16 protein-coding genes are annotated in these 15,176 nt (G+C 72.8%); 11 read left to right on the top strand and 5 right to left on the bottom strand.

Annotated features, from left to right (window positions below; all coding sequences use genetic code 11):
* The first annotated feature begins 43 nt into the window (after positions 1-43).
* From AC3YO9_RS00305 to secA, 3 genes are all read left to right on the top strand, one after another.
* The gene (locus tag AC3YO9_RS00305; RefSeq protein ID WP_489982540.1) at positions 44-706 is read left to right on the top strand and encodes a ComF family protein; all 663 of its coding nucleotides are present in this window, start codon (positions 44-46) and stop codon (positions 704-706) included.
* 234 nt (positions 707-940) lie between these two features.
* Positions 941-1,669 (top strand): ribosome hibernation-promoting factor, HPF/YfiA family, encoded by a 729-nt coding sequence (hpf, locus tag AC3YO9_RS00300; protein WP_489981780.1) that lies wholly within the window; start codon positions 941-943, stop codon positions 1,667-1,669.
* A 184-nt stretch (positions 1,670-1,853) separates the two neighbouring features.
* Positions 1,854-4,664: a preprotein translocase subunit SecA gene (secA, locus tag AC3YO9_RS00295; RefSeq protein ID WP_489981779.1), complete on the top strand. Its 2,811-nt coding sequence runs from the start codon at positions 1,854-1,856 to the stop codon at positions 4,662-4,664.
* A gap of 106 nt (positions 4,665-4,770) precedes the next feature.
* Here the strand turns inward: secA and AC3YO9_RS00290 are convergent, their stop codons facing one another.
* Positions 4,771-5,319 carry an Rv3235 family protein gene (locus tag AC3YO9_RS00290; protein ID WP_489981778.1) on the bottom strand — a complete coding sequence of 183 codons (549 nt, stop codon included), beginning with the start codon at positions 5,317-5,319 and terminating at the stop codon, positions 4,771-4,773.
* A 186-nt stretch (positions 5,320-5,505) separates the two neighbouring features.
* Between AC3YO9_RS00290 and AC3YO9_RS00285 the strand changes: the two genes are divergently transcribed.
* Together AC3YO9_RS00285 and AC3YO9_RS00280 are read left to right on the top strand one after the other, a co-directional pair.
* A complete protein-coding gene (locus tag AC3YO9_RS00285; protein WP_489981777.1) occupies positions 5,506-6,966 on the top strand; it encodes a WS/DGAT/MGAT family O-acyltransferase in 1,461 nt (486 codons plus the stop codon).
* Positions 6,963-7,466, top strand: coding sequence for a DUF6912 family protein (locus tag AC3YO9_RS00280; RefSeq protein ID WP_127783813.1), 504 nt, complete (start codon positions 6,963-6,965; stop codon positions 7,464-7,466). Before AC3YO9_RS00285 ends, AC3YO9_RS00280 begins: the two co-directional genes overlap by 4 nt.
* Positions 7,467-7,471: 5 nt before the next feature.
* On the opposite strand, the gene rsgA is transcribed toward AC3YO9_RS00280, so the two are convergent.
* Together rsgA and aroA are read right to left on the bottom strand one after the other, a co-directional pair.
* Positions 7,472-8,452 carry a ribosome small subunit-dependent GTPase A gene (rsgA, locus tag AC3YO9_RS00275; RefSeq protein WP_127783812.1) on the bottom strand — a complete coding sequence of 327 codons (981 nt, stop codon included), beginning with the start codon at positions 8,450-8,452 and terminating at the stop codon, positions 7,472-7,474.
* Between the two features lie 8 nt (positions 8,453-8,460).
* Positions 8,461-9,747 (bottom strand): 3-phosphoshikimate 1-carboxyvinyltransferase, encoded by a 1,287-nt coding sequence (aroA, locus tag AC3YO9_RS00270; RefSeq protein ID WP_489981776.1) that lies wholly within the window; start codon positions 9,745-9,747, stop codon positions 8,461-8,463.
* Between the two features lie 74 nt (positions 9,748-9,821).
* On the opposite strand from aroA, the gene AC3YO9_RS00265 reads away from it, so the two are divergent.
* From AC3YO9_RS00265 to rsrA, 4 genes are all read left to right on the top strand, one after another.
* Complete coding sequence (locus AC3YO9_RS00265) at positions 9,822-10,466, top strand: alpha/beta hydrolase family protein (RefSeq protein WP_489981775.1); 645 nt, start codon at positions 9,822-9,824, stop codon at positions 10,464-10,466.
* Positions 10,467-10,535: 69 nt separating this feature from the next.
* Positions 10,536-11,459 (top strand): DUF5996 family protein, encoded by a 924-nt coding sequence (locus AC3YO9_RS00260; RefSeq protein ID WP_489981774.1) that lies wholly within the window; start codon positions 10,536-10,538, stop codon positions 11,457-11,459.
* 303 nt (positions 11,460-11,762) lie between these two features.
* A complete protein-coding gene (locus AC3YO9_RS00255) occupies positions 11,763-12,410 on the top strand; it encodes a sigma-70 family RNA polymerase sigma factor (protein WP_489982539.1) in 648 nt (215 codons plus the stop codon).
* Positions 12,407-12,742 carry a mycothiol system anti-sigma-R factor gene (gene rsrA / locus AC3YO9_RS00250; RefSeq protein WP_489981773.1) on the top strand — a complete coding sequence of 112 codons (336 nt, stop codon included), beginning with the start codon at positions 12,407-12,409 and terminating at the stop codon, positions 12,740-12,742. The genes AC3YO9_RS00255 and rsrA overlap by 4 nt, the downstream gene beginning before the upstream one ends.
* Positions 12,743-12,833: 91 nt before the next feature.
* Here rsrA and AC3YO9_RS00245 read toward each other — a convergent pair whose 3' ends face one another.
* On the bottom strand, positions 12,834-12,908 hold the full coding sequence (locus AC3YO9_RS00245; RefSeq protein WP_127784890.1) for a 50S ribosomal protein bL37: 75 nt from the start codon (positions 12,906-12,908) through the stop codon (positions 12,834-12,836).
* A gap of 129 nt (positions 12,909-13,037) precedes the next feature.
* Here AC3YO9_RS00245 and AC3YO9_RS00240 point away from each other — a divergent pair, with 129 nt between their 5' ends.
* Together AC3YO9_RS00240 and AC3YO9_RS00235 are read left to right on the top strand one after the other, a co-directional pair.
* The gene (locus tag AC3YO9_RS00240) at positions 13,038-13,253 is read left to right on the top strand and encodes a biotin/lipoyl-binding carrier protein (protein WP_127783807.1); all 216 of its coding nucleotides are present in this window, start codon (positions 13,038-13,040) and stop codon (positions 13,251-13,253) included.
* A gap of 48 nt (positions 13,254-13,301) precedes the next feature.
* On the top strand, positions 13,302-14,777 hold the full coding sequence (locus AC3YO9_RS00235; RefSeq protein ID WP_489981772.1) for a sensor histidine kinase: 1,476 nt from the start codon (positions 13,302-13,304) through the stop codon (positions 14,775-14,777).
* A gap of 115 nt (positions 14,778-14,892) precedes the next feature.
* Here the strand turns inward: AC3YO9_RS00235 and AC3YO9_RS00230 are convergent, their stop codons facing one another.
* Entirely contained in the window at positions 14,893-15,147 is a 255-nt protein-coding gene (locus AC3YO9_RS00230; RefSeq protein ID WP_127783804.1) for a WhiB family transcriptional regulator, read from the bottom strand.
* Between the last annotated feature and the right edge of the window lie 29 nt (positions 15,148-15,176).

Genomic DNA, 15,176 nt, shown 5'->3' with positions numbered 1-15,176 from the left:
TGCGGGTACTCGCCCGTCGGCACCGGCCCCCGGCCACGCTGGACTGGTGCGCGCCCTCGTCGACCTGGTCCTGCCCACCGAGTGCGGTGGCTGCCGCGAGCCCGGCACTCCCTGGTGCGCCGGCTGTGCCGCCGAGCTGGACAGCGAGCCGGTGCCGGCGCGCACCCGGGTGGACGGTGTCCCGCCGGCGTGGGCCACCGGGGCCTACACCGGTGCCCGCCGGGCGGTGGTGGTCGCGGCCAAGGAGCGCGGCCGGCGCGACCTGCTGGTGCACGTGGGGCGGGCCTGGGCGCGGTGCCTGCGCGACCTGCGCGACTGGGGCGAGCTCGACCCGCCCGAGCTGGCCGCCCTGCACCTGGTGCCCGCGCCCAGCCGTGCCCGGGCCGCTCGCCAGCGCGGCGGCGACCCGGTGCTCGCCGCGGCCCGGGTCTGCGCCGCACACCTCGGGGGCAGCACCACCGTGGCGCCGGTCCTCGGCCTGCGCCGGGGGGTGCGTGACTCCGTCGGACTGACCGCGGGGCAGCGGGTGGACAACCTGCACGGCAGGGTGCGGGTGCGCCCCGGGGCGCTGCCACCACCGGGTTCGGCCGTGGTCCTGCTCGACGACGTGCTCACCACCGGCGCCACGGCGGCGGCAAGTGCAAGTGCGTTGCGTGACTGCGGCATTCGCGTGCACGCCGTGCTGGTGCTGGCCGCGGTGCGCTGACCGGCAGCAACCGGTCTCAGCGCGGTGCGAGCACCGCCGATCTCGTGACACGCTGTGACGGAAGGGGTCTGTCTATCCGGGCGGAACGGGGTTAGCGTGAGGACAGCAGCCACGTGAGCCGCAGTTGGGAGGACCGTCCCCGAGAGTGGCGCCGGAAGGCTCTTCCGTGCCGGCGCAGTCACCTTGGGCCAGGCCGGGCAGCTGTGCTCGACCGGGCCATACGCGGAGGTATCTATGACTAGTAAGCAGAGCACCGTGCAGACCCAGGACGACCGCAAGGAAGGCATCGCCGAGCAGCGCAAGCCCGGCTCGGAGGACGCCAGGCCGTTCGTCATCGACGAGCCCGTCGACGAGGTGCCAGACGCAGCCGGCCAGCCGGTCGCGCGCCTGGACATCGAGGGCCGCAACGTCAGCGTGCCGGACTACTTCCGCACCTTCGTGGGCGAGAAGCTCGCCAAGCTCGAGCGCTTCGACAACACCATCGACCTCTTCCGCGTCGAGCTGCAGCACGCCCCCAACCCCCGTCAGGCCAAGAGCTGCCAGCGCGTCGAGCTGACCGCCGTCGGCAAGCACCCGGTGGTGCGGGCCGAGGCGAGCGCGGAGACCTTCCGCGACGCCCTGGAGAACGCCATCAACAAGCTGGAGTCCCGGCTGCGGCGCGCGCACGACCGGCGGACGGTGCACCACGGCCGCAAGGCTCGCCTGTCGGTGGCCGACGCCACCGCCGGCCTGGTTCCCGAGGCCGAGCCCCACGTGGCCGAGCCGGAGGTCGACACCGAGGGTCCGGGGCGCATCGTGCGCACCAAGGAGCACCCGGCGGTGCCGATGACGGTGGACGAGGCGCTGTACGAGATGGAGCTGGTCGGGCACGACTTCTTCCTCTTCCAGTGCGCCGACACCGGCCGGCCCAGCGTGGTCTACCGCAGGCACGCCTTCGACTACGGCCTGCTCAGGCTCGTCTAGGTTCCGACCCTGCGAGCCTCGCCGCGGCGGGCTCGAGGGGCATGATGGGCCACGGCCTGCACGGAGCCGCCTACCATGGGGTCCGGCCAAGGGTTTTCCTTGGCCGGACCCTGCCGTCTATGACCGAGGGACGAGACAAGCTGTGTTGTCGTTTTCCAAGCTGTTGCGCGCAGGCGAAGGCCGCATGGTCAAGCGCCTCATGTCCATCGCTGAGCACGTCAGCAGCCTGTCGCCCGAGGTCGAGTCGCTGACTGACGCCGAGCTGGCGGCCAAGACCGACGAGTTCCGCAAGCGCCACGCCGACGGGGAGAGCCTCGACGAGCTGCTGCCCGAGGCGTACGCCGTCGCCAGGGAGGCCTCCAGCCGCGTGCTGGGCCAGCGCCACTTCGACGTGCAGGTGATGGGCGGGGCTGCGCTGCACCTGGGCAACATCGCGGAGATGAAGACCGGTGAGGGCAAGACGCTGACCTGTGTGCTGCCCGCCTACCTCAACGCCATCGGTGGTGAGGGCGTGCACGTGGTCACCGTCAACGACTACCTGGCCAAGCGTGACTCGGAGTGGATGGGCCGCGTGCACCGCTTCCTCGGCCTCGAGGTGGGCACCATCCTGTCCGGGATGACGCCGCCCGAGCGTCGCGACGCCTACGCCGCCGACATCACCTACGGCACCAACAACGAGTTCGGCTTCGACTACCTGCGCGACAACATGGCCAATTCGCTGGCCGAGTGCGTGCAGCGCGGCCACAACTTCGCCATCGTGGACGAGGTCGACTCCATCCTCATCGACGAGGCCCGCACCCCGCTGATCATCTCGGGCCCGGCCGACGCCTCCTCGCGCTGGTACGGCGAGTTCGCGCGCCTGGCGCCGCTGATGAAGCTCGACGTCCACTACGAGGTGGACATCAAGAAGCGGACCATCGGTGTGCACGAGGCCGGGGTGGAGTTCGTCGAGGACCAGCTGGGCATCGACAACCTCTACGAGGCGGCCAACTCGCCGCTGGTGAGCTACCTGAACAACGCCATCAAGGCCAAGGAGCTCTACCAGCGCGACAAGGACTACATCGTCCGCGACGGCGAGGTGTTCATCGTCGACGAGTTCACCGGTCGCGTGCTGGCCGGTCGCCGCTACAACGAGGGCATGCACCAGGCGCTGGAGGCCAAGGAGGGGGTGGAGATCAAGGCGGAGAACCAGACCCTGGCCACCATCACCCTGCAGAACTACTTCCGGCTCTACGACAAGCTCTCCGGGATGACCGGCACGGCCCAGACCGAGGCCGCCGAGCTGCACCAGATCTACAAGCTCGGCGTCATCCCGATCCACACCAACCGGCCGATGATCCGGGTGGACTCGCCCGACCTCATCTACAAGACCGAGGAAGCCAAGTTCGCGGCCGTGGTCGAGGACATCGTGGAGCGCCACGAGAAGGGCCAGCCGGTGCTGGTCGGCACCACCAGCGTGGAGCGCTCGGAGTACCTGTCCCAGCAGCTGGTCAAGAAGGGTGTGCCACACAGCGTCCTCAACGCCAAGTTCCACGACAAGGAGGCGGTGATCATCGCCCAGGCCGGTCGGGTGGGTGCGGTGACGGTGGCCACCAACATGGCCGGTCGCGGCACCGACGTGGTGCTCGGCGGCAACCCCGAGATCCTCGCCGACGTGGCGCTGCGCGAGCGGGGCCTGGACCCGGTGCGCGACCCGGAGGAGTACCAGGCGGAGTGGGAGCTGATCATCGGCCCGCTCAAGGACGAGGTGAAGCAGGAGGCCGAGCGGGTCCGCGAGGCGGGCGGGCTCTACGTGCTCGGCACCGAGCGGCACGAGTCCCGCCGCATCGACAACCAGCTCCGTGGCCGCTCCGGCCGGCAGGGTGACCCGGGCGAGTCCCGCTTCTACCTGTCGCTGGGTGATGAGCTCATGCGCCGCTTCAACGGGCCGATGATCGAGGCGATCATGAACCGGCTCAACCTCCCCGAGGACGTGCCCATCGAGGCCAAGATGGTCTCCAAGGCGATCCTGTCCGCGCAGACGCAGGTGGAGCAGCAGAACTTCGAGATCCGCAAGAACGTCCTCAAGTACGACGAGGTGATGAACCAGCAGCGCACCATCATCTACCGGGAGCGCCGCCGGATCATGTCCGGCGAGGACGTCGAGGGCCAGATCGAGGGCATGATGACCGACGTGGTCACCGCCTACGTGGACGGCGCCACCGCGGCCGGCTACGCCGAGGACTGGGACCTGGAAGCCCTCTGGACGGCGCTGCGCACCCTGTACCCGGTGAGCATCCGCTGGCAGGACCTGGTGGGCGAGACCGAGGTCGGCGACCAGAGCGACCTCACCCGCGACGGCCTGCTGGAGGCCATCCTCGCCGACGTCCGTGCCGCCTACGTCAAGCGCACCGAGGAGATCGACGCGATCGCCGGCACCGGCGGGATGCGGGACCTCGAGCGTCGGGTGCTGCTGAGCGTGCTCGACCGCAAGTGGCGCGAGCACCTCTACGAGATGGACTACCTCAAGGAGGGCATCGGGCTGCGCGCGATGGCCCAGCGTGACCCGCTGGTGGAGTACCAGCGCGAGGGCTACGACATGTTCCGCGGCATGCTCGAGGGCCTCAAGGAGGAGTCGATCGGCTTCCTGTTCAACGTCACCGTGGAGGTGGCGCCCGCGCCGACCCTGACGGTGGGTGCCCAGCCGCAGCCGGAGCTGGGCAACCTGGCCACCACCCCCGCCCAGCAGCAGCCGCAGCCCACCGAGGCCGAGGCGGAGCAGCAGGTGGTTCCTGCCGCGCCCGCCGCCTTCCGGGCCAAGGGGTTGGACACCGAGCCGGCCGCGGCGGTCACCTACTCGGGTCCGGACGAGACCGGCGGCACCGCGGTGCGCAGCTCCGAGGACGAGACCGGAGCAGCCACCGCCGGCGCGGAGGCTCCCGGCACTCGGCGGGACCGGCGTGCCCAGTCCCGGCAGAAGGCCAAGGGCCCGAAGAGCCCCAAGCGCAAGCGCTGAGAGAGCACCGGCGCGAGGTGGGTCAGCCCCCCGCGCCGGTGCTCGGTCGGCGAACACGGTGCGCAGCGTGCTCGCCGAGGTCCACCCGGCGGCGTGGGGACGGCCGCTAGCCGAGGTGCAGGGCGGTGCAGTGCCAGCCGGTGCGGCCCAGCTCCAGGCGAGCGGCCACGGCGTGCACCCGCCCGTTGCGGGTGACGGTGGCGCAAGCCTCCGCAGCGGTGGGGGTGACCTGCTGGACGTGCACCCGGTTGAGCCGGGTCACGCCCCGTGCCCAGCTGCCGGTCCCGGCGCGCGACAGCAGGGTGACCTGCGCGGCCACCACCGGTCCCATCACCCGGTGCAGCTGCTGCGCACCCCGCCGGCCCTCCAGCACCTCGAAGGTCAGCCGGAACACCTGGTGCGCGCTCGCGGCCGCGGCGGGGCTCACCGGGTCGGGCTGGGCGCGCTGCGGCTGGGGCGGGACGCGTCGCCGGGCCCGGGGCGGCGGGGCAGCGGTGCCGACGCGCAGGTGCTCGGGTGCGGGCTCGCAGACCGGTGCGCGCCGCAGCAGCGTGGCCGGGGGAGTCTCGGCGGGCGGTAGTGCCGCCGCTGCAGCTGCTGGCGGACGGTGCGGGGCCGGGCGGAGTGCGGCTTCTGCAGTGGCGTCGACGGACATGGTGGCTCTCTCCTGGCAGGGCGGCGGTCGGCGTGGGTGACCGGTGGGTGCTCGCGACACCGAGGAGGGGCGGCTCGTCGCTGCAGGAAGTATGGGCGCCGCCACTAGCTGGCCGGGCCAGGTTGCCGCACCTTTGTGGACAATGCTGTGCGGAAGCAAATCTCCTGCGGCGGCTACGCTGCACCCATGCGTGACCGACTCAGCCCGCTCGATGCGTCGTTCCTGTCGCTGGAGCGGGGGACGACCCCCGCGCACATCGGCAGCCTCAGCATCTTCACCCCACCCCGGGCGGGCTTCGGCTACGACGCGCTGGTGTCCCACATCGAGCAGCGGCTGCCGTACGTGCCTCGCTACCGGCAGAAGGTTCGTGACCTGCCCGCCGGCCTGGCCCGCCCGGTGTGGGTGGACGACAACGACTTCGACATCTCCTACCACGTGCGTCGCTCCGCGCTGCCCAGCCCGGGCGACGACGCGCAGCTGCACGAGCTGGTGTCGCGGCTGCTGTCCCGCCGGCTGGACCGGGCCCGCCCGCTGTGGGAGCTGTACCTGGTGGAGGGGCTGGCCAAGGGCCGGGTCGCCATCATCAGCAAGACCCACCAGGCGGTGGTGGACGGGGCGCAGGCCCTGGAGCTGGGCCAGGTGATCCTGGACGACACCCGCAAGCCCGGTGTGCAGCGCACCGGCCTCTGGATGCCCGCGGCCGAACCTGCCGGCACCCGGCTGCTGGCGGAGGCCGCCGTGGAGGTGCTGCGCAGCCCCACCGAGGTGGTCGACGTGGTGCGGTGGGTGGCGCGCGACGCCGCGAACGCGGTGAGCACGGTGACCGAGGCAGCCACCACGGCGGCGGCGATGGTGCGCCGGTTGGCGCGCCCGGCCCCGCCCAGCCCGCTGAACGTGGCCGTCTCCCGCCAGCGTCGCTTCGCCACCGCCCGCACCCAGCTGGCCGACTACCGGCAGGTCCGTGCCGCCACCGGGGCCAGCGTCAACGACGTGGTGCTCGCCGTGGTCAGCGGGGCGCTGCGCAGCTGGTTGACCTCCCGGGACGAGCCGGTCACCCCGGACACCACGGTGCGCGCCCTGGTGCCGCTCGCGGTGGCGTCCGACCCCGAGGACACCGGTGCGGAGCACGAGGACCTCTCCTCGTTCCTGGTGGACCTGCCGGTGGGGGCGGCCGACCCGCTGGTGCGGGTGGGCCAGCTGCGCGAGGCCACCCGCGAGCACGCCTCCTCCACCCCGCTGGTCGGCGCCCGCGCGCTCACCCAGCTGTCCGGCTTCGCCCCGCCCACCCTGCACGCCATGGGTGCGCGGCTGGCGGGCACGCTGGCGCGGCGCTCGTTCAACGTGCTGGTCACCAACGTGCCCGGCCCGCAGTACCCGCTGTACGCCGACGGGGCACGGCTGCGCGAGATCTACTCCGTGGTGCCGCTGATGCCCAACCAGGCGCTGACCGTCGGGGTGACCTCCTACGACGGCTCGGTGCTCTACGGCCTCAACGCCGACCGCGACGCCCTCGCCGACGTGGACCAGCTGGCCGGCTTCCTCGAGCAGTCCCTGGCCGAGCTGGTGGCCGCGGTGCGAGCAGCACCACCCCGGGCGCCCGGTCGCCGAGCCGGCCCGGGCAGCCCAGCGACGAAGGAGACCTCATGAGGGTGTACGTGCCGGCGACCATCGCCATGCTGGAGCAGCTGCAGCGGGACGGGGAGCTGCGGGCGGTCAGCGGGACCGCGTTCGCCCTCACCCCCGCGCTGCGCGAGTCCTACGCCGTCGGCGACGAGGAGGAGCTCTCCTACGCCGCGATGGCTGAGGCGGCCCGGGCGTCGCTGCGGCTGCTGGCGGTGGAGCTGGAGACCGACGACGCGGCCCGTCCCCGCCGCGCGGTGCTCAGCGCCGACGTCGAGGACGCCCAGCTCCGCCCGGACCTCGACGACGCGGTGGTGCGGCTGACGGCGCCGGTACAGCTGAGCCAGGTGGCCTCGGCGCACGTGGACCTGGCCGAGGCCGAGGACGCCGTGCGAGCCGCGGTGGCCGCGGTGGACGCCGCCGACCTGGGCGACCTGGAGGCGGAGTTCGTCCTCGGCGAGGTCGCCGACCACGAGCTGGCCTGGTACGCCACCCAGGAGCTGCCCTTCCTGCTCGAGCTGCTCTGAGCCGGCTACCAGTCGGTGTTGGTCGCCAGCGCCACCAGCAGCCGGCGCACGGCCTCCACCCGCCGGGCCGCGGTGCCGGTGAGGGTGTCCAGCGCGCACTCCGGGTCGGCGGGCGGACCAAGGTGGGTGCAGCCGCGCGGACAGGTGGCGGCCACCTCGGCGAGGTCGGCGAAGGCGGCCACCACGTCGTCGGTGGAGACGTGGGCCAGGCCGAAGGACCGGATGCCGGGGGTGTCCACCACCCAGCCGCTGCCGCTGGGCAGCGGCAGCGCGATGGACTGGGTGGAGGTGTGCCGGCCACGCCCGATGCCCGAGACCACCCCGACCGCGCGGAACGCCTCAGGCACCAGCCGGTTCACCAGGGTTGACTTGCCCACCCCGGAGTGGCCGAGCAGCACGGTCGTGCGGCCCTGCAGCATCGCCTCCAGCTCGTCCAGGGGCGCGGTCTGGTTCAGCACCACCACCGGCACCTCCAGGTCGGCGTAGGCGCTGACGAGCTCGTCCGGGTCGGCCAGGTCGGACTTGGTGAGGCAGAGGATGGGGGTCAGTCCGCCGACGTAGGCCGCCACCAGGGTGCGGTCGATGAGCCCGGTGCGCGGCGGCGGGTCAGCCAGGGCCACCACCACGGCCAGCTGGTCGGCGTTGGCCACCACGATCCGCTCGTAGGGGTCGGTGTCGTCGGCGGTGCGGCGCAGCACCGTGCGCCGCTCGGCCACCCGCACGATGCGGGCCAGGCTGTCGGGTCGCCCGGACAGGTCGCCCACCAGGCTCACCTCGTCGCCCACCACCACGGGGGTGCGGCCCATCTCGCGGGCGCGCATGGCCACCACGGGACGCTCGGGGTCGCCGTCGAACACGCAGCCCCACCGGCCCCGGTCCACCGCCACCACCATCGCCTGCTCGGCATCGAGGTGCTCGGGCCGGGTCTTGGTGCGCGGCCGCGAGCCTGGACGCGGCCGGATCCGCACGTCGGACTCGTCGTACACCCGCTTGCTCAGGACGAACCTCCCGCGAGCATGTCCTGCCACAGGCCGGCGAAGCCCGGCAGCGTCTTGTCGGTGCTGGCCACGTCGTCCACCCGCAGGCCGTCCACCACCAGGCCCACCACCGCGCCGGCGGTGGCCATCCGGTGGTCGGCGTAGGCGTGCCACGGCCGATCGGGGGCGCGCAGGTCCCCGCCGGTGATGTGCAGCCCGTCGGTGGTCTGCTCCACCGTGGCGCCCAGGGCGGTCAGCTCGGTGCTCAGCGCCTCCAGCCGGTCGGTCTCGTGCCCGCGCAGGTGCGCGATGCCCCGCAGGCAGGACGGGCCCTGTGCCAGCACCGCCAGCGCCGCCACGGTGGGGGCGAGCTCGCCGACGTCGTGCAGGTCGATGTCGATGCCCTGCAGCTGCTGCGGGCCCTGCACCGTGAGCCCGCCGTCGGCGTGGGTGACGGTGGCCCCCATCTGCTCCAGCACGTCCCGGAAGCGGTCGCCGGCCTGGGTGGTGCTGGTGGGCCAGCCGGGCACGTGCACCCGCCCACCGGTGACCGCGGCGGCGGCCAGGAACGGCGCGGCGTTGGACAGGTCCGGCTCCACCTCCCAGGTGCGGGCGGCGATGGGACCGGGAGCCACCCGCCACACGTCAGGCTCGGAGTCGTCCACCGTCACCCCGGCCTCGCGCAGCATGGCCACGGTCATCTCGATGTGCGGCTGGGAGGGCACCGGTGCGCCGGCGTGGCGCACCGTGATGCCCTCGGTGCAGCGCGCGCCGGTGAGCAGCAGCCCGGAGACGAACTGCGAGGACGCCGAGGCGTCGATGGTGACGGAGCCACCGACCAGCGCGCCGGTGCCGTGCACGGTGAAGGGCAGCTCGTGGCCCGCCACGTCGGCGCCCAGGCGGCGGAGCGCGTCCAGCACGGTGCCCATCGGCCGGACCCGCGCCTGCGGGTCGCCGTCGAAGTGCACGTCGCCACGGGCCAGGGCGGCCACCGGCGGCAGGAAGCGCATCACGGTGCCCGCCAGCCCGCAGTCGATGCTGGCGGGCCCGCGCAGCTCGCCGGGGGTGACCACGTCGGTGTGGGTGTCCGGGTCGGTCTGCACCGTCGCGCCCAGCTCCCGCAGCGCCTGTGCCATCAGGTCGGTGTCCCGGCTGTGCAGGGCGTTCACCAACCGGGAGGGGCCGTCGGCCAGCGCGGCCAGCACCAGGGCGCGGTTGGTGATCGACTTGGACCCGGGCACGCGGACGGTCGCGTGCACCGGTCCCTCGGCCAGGGGGGCGCTCCACGACGTCTCGGCAGTCACCGGATCATTATCGCGCACGCGGGTCGGCGGAGGCGGACCCGCACGGGCGGACACAGGACGGCGGAGGCAACCCGGTGGACACAGCACGGCACGACGACGACCCGACGCCCAGCGTGGTCACCGAGCTGGAGACGCCGCACGGGCCGGCCCGGGCGCACCTGCACCGCCCGGCGGGCCCGCCCCGGGCCGCGCTGGTGCTCGGGCACGGCGCCGGGGGCGGGGTGAGCGCGGCCGACCTGCGGGCGGTCACCGCCACCGCGGTGGAGCTGGACGTGCTCGTGGTGCTGGTGGAGCAGCCCTACCGGGTGGCCGGGCGGCGCGCACCGGCGCCGGCCAAGCAGCTCGACACCGCCTGGCTCAGCGTGCTCACGCAGCTGCGGGAGGGACCGCTGCGCGACCTGCCGCTGGTGGTGGGTGGGCGCTCCTCGGGTGCGCGGGTGGCGTGTCGCACGGCCGGGGACGCCGGTGCGCTGGGGGTGCTCTGCCTGGCGTTCCCGCTGCACCCACCGGGCAAGCCGGACAAGACGCGGCTGCCCGAGCTGGACGCGGTGACGGTCCCGGTGCTGGTGGTGCAGGGGCTGCGCGACCCGTTCGGGCTGCCCGAGCCGGCCGGCAACCGCGAGGTGGTCACCGTGGCGGGCAACCACAGCCTGAGCAGCGACCTGCCGTCGGTCACCGCGGCGGCGAGCACCTGGCTGACCACGCTGCTGCGGCCGTAGCGGCCCGCTTGCCGTCGCCGCAGCAGCGGCCGATGCTGGAGGCGACGCGCCCGGCCCCTGGAGGTCCTCTTGCCCGAGCCCAGCGTGCCGTGGCCCAGCCTGCGGGTGGCGGACTGGACGCCCACCCGAGACACCCTGCACATGTGGACCCAGATCCTGGGCAAGGTGCGCCTGGTGGACGCGCCGATGGTCAACCACTGGTGGCAGGTGCCGCTCTACGTCACCGCCCGGGGGCTGAGCACCTCGGCCGTCCCCCACGGACACAAGGTGTTCGACATGGAGCTGGACTTCTTCGACCACCAGCTGCTGGTGCGCAGCAGCGACGGGCAGGTCCGCTCGGTGGCGCTCGAGCCCAAGCCGGTGGCGGACTTCTACGCCCAGACCATGCAGGCGCTGGACGAGCTGGGCCTGGGCACGCAGATCCAGGCCTCGCCCAACGAGGTGGACCCGGCGATCCCCTTCGCCGAGGACGACCAGCACAGCCACTACGACCCCGCGGCCGCGCACCTGTTCTGGGCGCAGCTGGTGCAGGCCAACCGGGCGCTGCAGCAGTTCCGCTCGTCGTTCATCGGCAAGTGCAGCCCGGTGCACCTGTTCTGGGGCTCCCTCGACCTGGCCTGCACGCGCTTCTCCGGCCGCCCGGCGCCGACACATCCCGGGGGCGCCCCACACTGCGCCGACTGGGTGATGGTCGAGGCCTACTCCCACGAGGTGAGCAGCGCCGGGTTCTGGCCCGGCGGCGGTGAGGAGGGCGCGTTCTACTCCTATGCCTACCCGGAGCCGCCGGGCTTCGCCGCGAGCGCGCTGGTCCCGGCCGAGGCGACCTACGACGCGCAGCTGCAGCAGTTCCTGCTGCCCTACGAGGCGGTGCGCACTGCTGAGCATCCCGACCAGCTGCTCCAGCGGTTCCTGCGCACCACCTACGAGGCCGCCGCCGACGGTGCCGGGTGGGACCGTTCCGCGCTCGAGCGCGACTACCGCCGGCTGGGGTGAGGGAACAGGGCCCCGGTGCCCGGTGTTGTGGAGGCGACAGGGTGGCCCGGCTCGCGCCAGGAGCGGAGGCCGGCCGCCGGCGTCGAACAGCAGAGGAGCGGTATGGGCACGCAGTGTGCGGTGCACGAGAGCCACCCGGCGATCGGGGCAGCGGGGGTGCTTCCGCTGCAGCCCTGGGTGTTCGGCCACCAGGGTGCGCGTGAGCGCGTCGCCGCCGGGGGCGCGGTATCGTGGTCCGGTACCCAGGGTCCTACTGCCGTGCTCTCACGGCCCGAGCCCACTGGGGGAAGGAGAGTCGTGGCACTGCCCACATCCCCACCGACCACTCAGAACGCCGCTGACGCCGCGGTCCAGGCGGCCGAGACGCCGGACGAGCGCACCGCCCGGTTCGAGCGCGACGCGATGCCGCTGCTGGACCAGCTCTACGGAGCCGCGCTGCGGATGACCCGCAACCCGGCCGACGCCGAGGACCTGGTCCAGGACGCCTACCTCAAGGCGTACTCGGCGTTCGACTCGTTCCGCGCCGGGACCAACCTGAAGGCGTGGATGTACCGCATCCTGACCAACGCCTACATCAACGGCTACCGCAAGAAGCAGCGCCAGCCGCAGCAGTACCCCACCGACGAGATCACCGACTGGCAGCTTGCTGACGCTGCCGAGCACACCTCGCGGGGGTTGCGCTCCGCCGAGGTGGAGGCGCTCGACCGGCTGCCCGACTCCGACATCAAGGATGCGCTGCAGTCGTTGCCCGAGGACTTCCGCATGGCGGTCTACTACGCCGACGTGGAGGGCTTCGCCTACAAGGAGATCGCCGAGATCATGGGCACGCCCATCGGCACGGTGATGTCCCGGCTGCACCGCGGGCGCAAGCTGCTGCGCGGGCTGCTGGCCGATGTGGCCCGCGACCGCGGCTTCAGCAACGTGCCCCGGCCCGAGGAGGTGGCGCGATGAGCCCCGAGGTCCCGCAGTGCTCGGGCAGCGGCGAGGCCGACTGCGCCACCGTGCTCGCCGACGTCTACCTCTACCTCGACGGCGAGTGCGACGAGCAGGGCCGTCAGCGGGTGCAGCGACACCTCGACGACTGCAGCCCGTGCCTGCACGAGTTCGGCATCGAGGAGCAGGTGAAGAAGCTGCTCAGCCGCAAGTGCGGCGGGGAGCACGCCCCGGCCGGGCTGCGCGAGCGCCTGGTGGTGTCGCTGAAGTCCACGGTGATCTCCTACCAGGAGACGGTGGTGAGCGACGAGCACGACGCCCGTCCGCGCTCCTCCGAGCGCGCCGAGTAGGGCTCAGCCGCAAGCTCTGCTGACACAGCACAGGGCCCGTACCTCCGTGGAGGTACGGGCCCTGTGCCGTGCGTGCGCGGTGCGTGCAACTTCAGGAGTTGGGACGCTTACCGTGGTTGGCGGCACTCTTCTTGCGGTCACGCTTCTTGCGTCCACGCTTTCCCATGACTTCTCCTCAGTGGTGGGGCTGCTGGGTGGGCCCAGTGCTCGTGGGTTCATTCTCCCACGGCTGTGGCGCAGCCCGTCGCCCCAGGGCCGTGTGGTTTGATCGGGCAGGTCTACAAGGAGGTTTCCGATGGCGGAGAAGGTGCTCGCAGAGCTGCCTGCGAAGGTCTGGCGGGTCTCGGTGTCCGTCGGTGACGTGCTCGCCGCCGGGGACACCGTGGTGATCCTGGAGTCGATGAAGATGGAGATCCCCGTGCTGGCGGAAGAGGCCGGCACGGTGACCTCCGTGGAGGTGTCCGAGGGCGACGACGTCCAGCCCGGGCACCTGCTCGCCGTCCTCGGCTGAGCAAGCGCCCATCACCCCACCACCCCACTGACCTGCTGACGACGGACCATGTCCACCCTGAGCGAGCTCCTCGGTGAGCACACCGGCCTGACGGGTGCGGCCGCAGACCACCTGCAGGAGCTGGTCGGGGAGTGGCAGCTGCTGGCTGACCTGTCCTTCGCCGACTACCGCCTGTGGGTGCCGGTGCCCGAGGGGCTGCTCTGCGTGGCCCAGGTGCGCCCGACCACCGCGCACACCTCCTACCCGGTGGACGCCGTGGGCACCGTGCTGCGGCCACCCGAGCGCGAGCAGCTGCGTGCGGCGATGGCCGAGCGCCGGGTGCTCGCCGAGGACCAGCCGCACGAGCACGAGGGCATCTCGCTGCGGCGGGTCGCGGTGCCGGTGACCTTCGGCGGCCAGGTGGTCGCGGTGCTCAGCCGGGACACCAACCGGGCGACCGTCCGCCGTCCCAGCCCGCTGGAGACCGCCTACCTGCAGGGCGCCGCGGAGCTGTGCCAGATGATCGCGGACGGGACGTTCCCCGCGCCCGGCACCGCGGCCGACATCCACACCAGCCCACGCGCGGGCGACGGGGTCATCCGGCTGGAGCCGACCGGCCTGGTGCTCTACGCCAGCCCCAACGCGCTGTCGGCCTACCACCGGATGGGTCTGCCCACCGAGCTGGTCGGCACCGACCTGGCCCAGGTCACCCGGACGCTGATCACCGACCCCTTCGACGCCGAGGAGGTGGTGCAGCGCATCCGCTCCGCGCTCGCCGGTGATGCATCGCTGCGGATCGAGGCGGACGCCCGCGGTGCCACCGTGCTGCTGCGCGCGCTGCCGCTGCGCCCCCACGGGGTGCCCAGGGGGGCGCTGGTGCTGGTGCGCGACGTCACCGAGGTGCGCAGCCGGGACCGTGCCCTGCTCAGCAAGGACGCCACCATCCGGGAGATCCACCACCGGGTGAAGAACAACCTGCAGACGGTGGCTGCGCTGCTCCGGCTGCAGGCGCGGCGCTCGGACAACGCCGAGGTGCGCACCGCGCTCACCGAGTCCGTGCGCCGGGTCGCCTCCATCGCACTGGTGCACGACACGCTGTCGATGTCGGTGGACGAGCGGGTCGACCTGGACGACGTCATCGACCGGCTGGTGCCGATGATGGCCGATGTCGCCTCGCTCAACAACGCCGTCAGCCTGCGCCGGGAGGGCAGCCTGGGGGTGCTGGCCGCCGAGCTGGCCACTCCGCTGGTGATGGTGCTCGCCGAGCTGGTGCAGAACGCCATGGAGCACGCGTTCGCACCGGGTGCGGCCGGCCGGGTGGTGGTGCGGGCGGAGCGCTCAGCCGGCTGGCTGCAGGTGCAGGTGTGCGACGACGGCGTGGGGCTGCCCCCCGGGTTCACCCTGGGCAGCGGTGGGGGGCTGGGGCTGGAGATCGTGCGCACCCTGGTGGACGCCGAGCTGGGCGGGTCGCTGCAGCTGCGTCCCGGTGACGACGGCGGCACGGTGGCGCAGCTGCGCGTCCCGGTGACCCACCGCGGGCGGTAGGTGGGGCTCCTGCACGACGAAACCGGCCCGCACCCTGTGGGTGCGAGCCGGTTTCGTCGAAGCGCGGTGGCCAGGTCCGCGGGGGACCAGCGTCGCCGTGCTGGGTGGGGAGCGGTCAGGCTCCGGTGCGCGCGCGGGTGCGGGCGTTGCGGCGCTTGAGCGCGCGGCGCTCGTCCTCGCTCATGCCACCCCAGACGCCGGCGTCCTGGCCGGACTCCAGGGCCCAGGCCAGGCAGTCGGACATCACTGGACAGCGGCGGCAGACCACCTTCGCGTCAGCGATCTGGGCAAGGGCAGGGCCACTGTTTCCAACCGGAAAGAACAGCTCTGGGTCCTCGTCACGACAGATCGCCTTGTGGCGCCAATCCATCTCTAGCTCCTTGCTGGGCGCGCGTGTGT

It is taken from the genome of Rhodococcus sp. Z6_132 (assembly GCF_058133635.1).
Note: the sequence above shows the minus strand (reverse complement) of the source record. Positions and strands in the feature narration are given on the sequence as shown.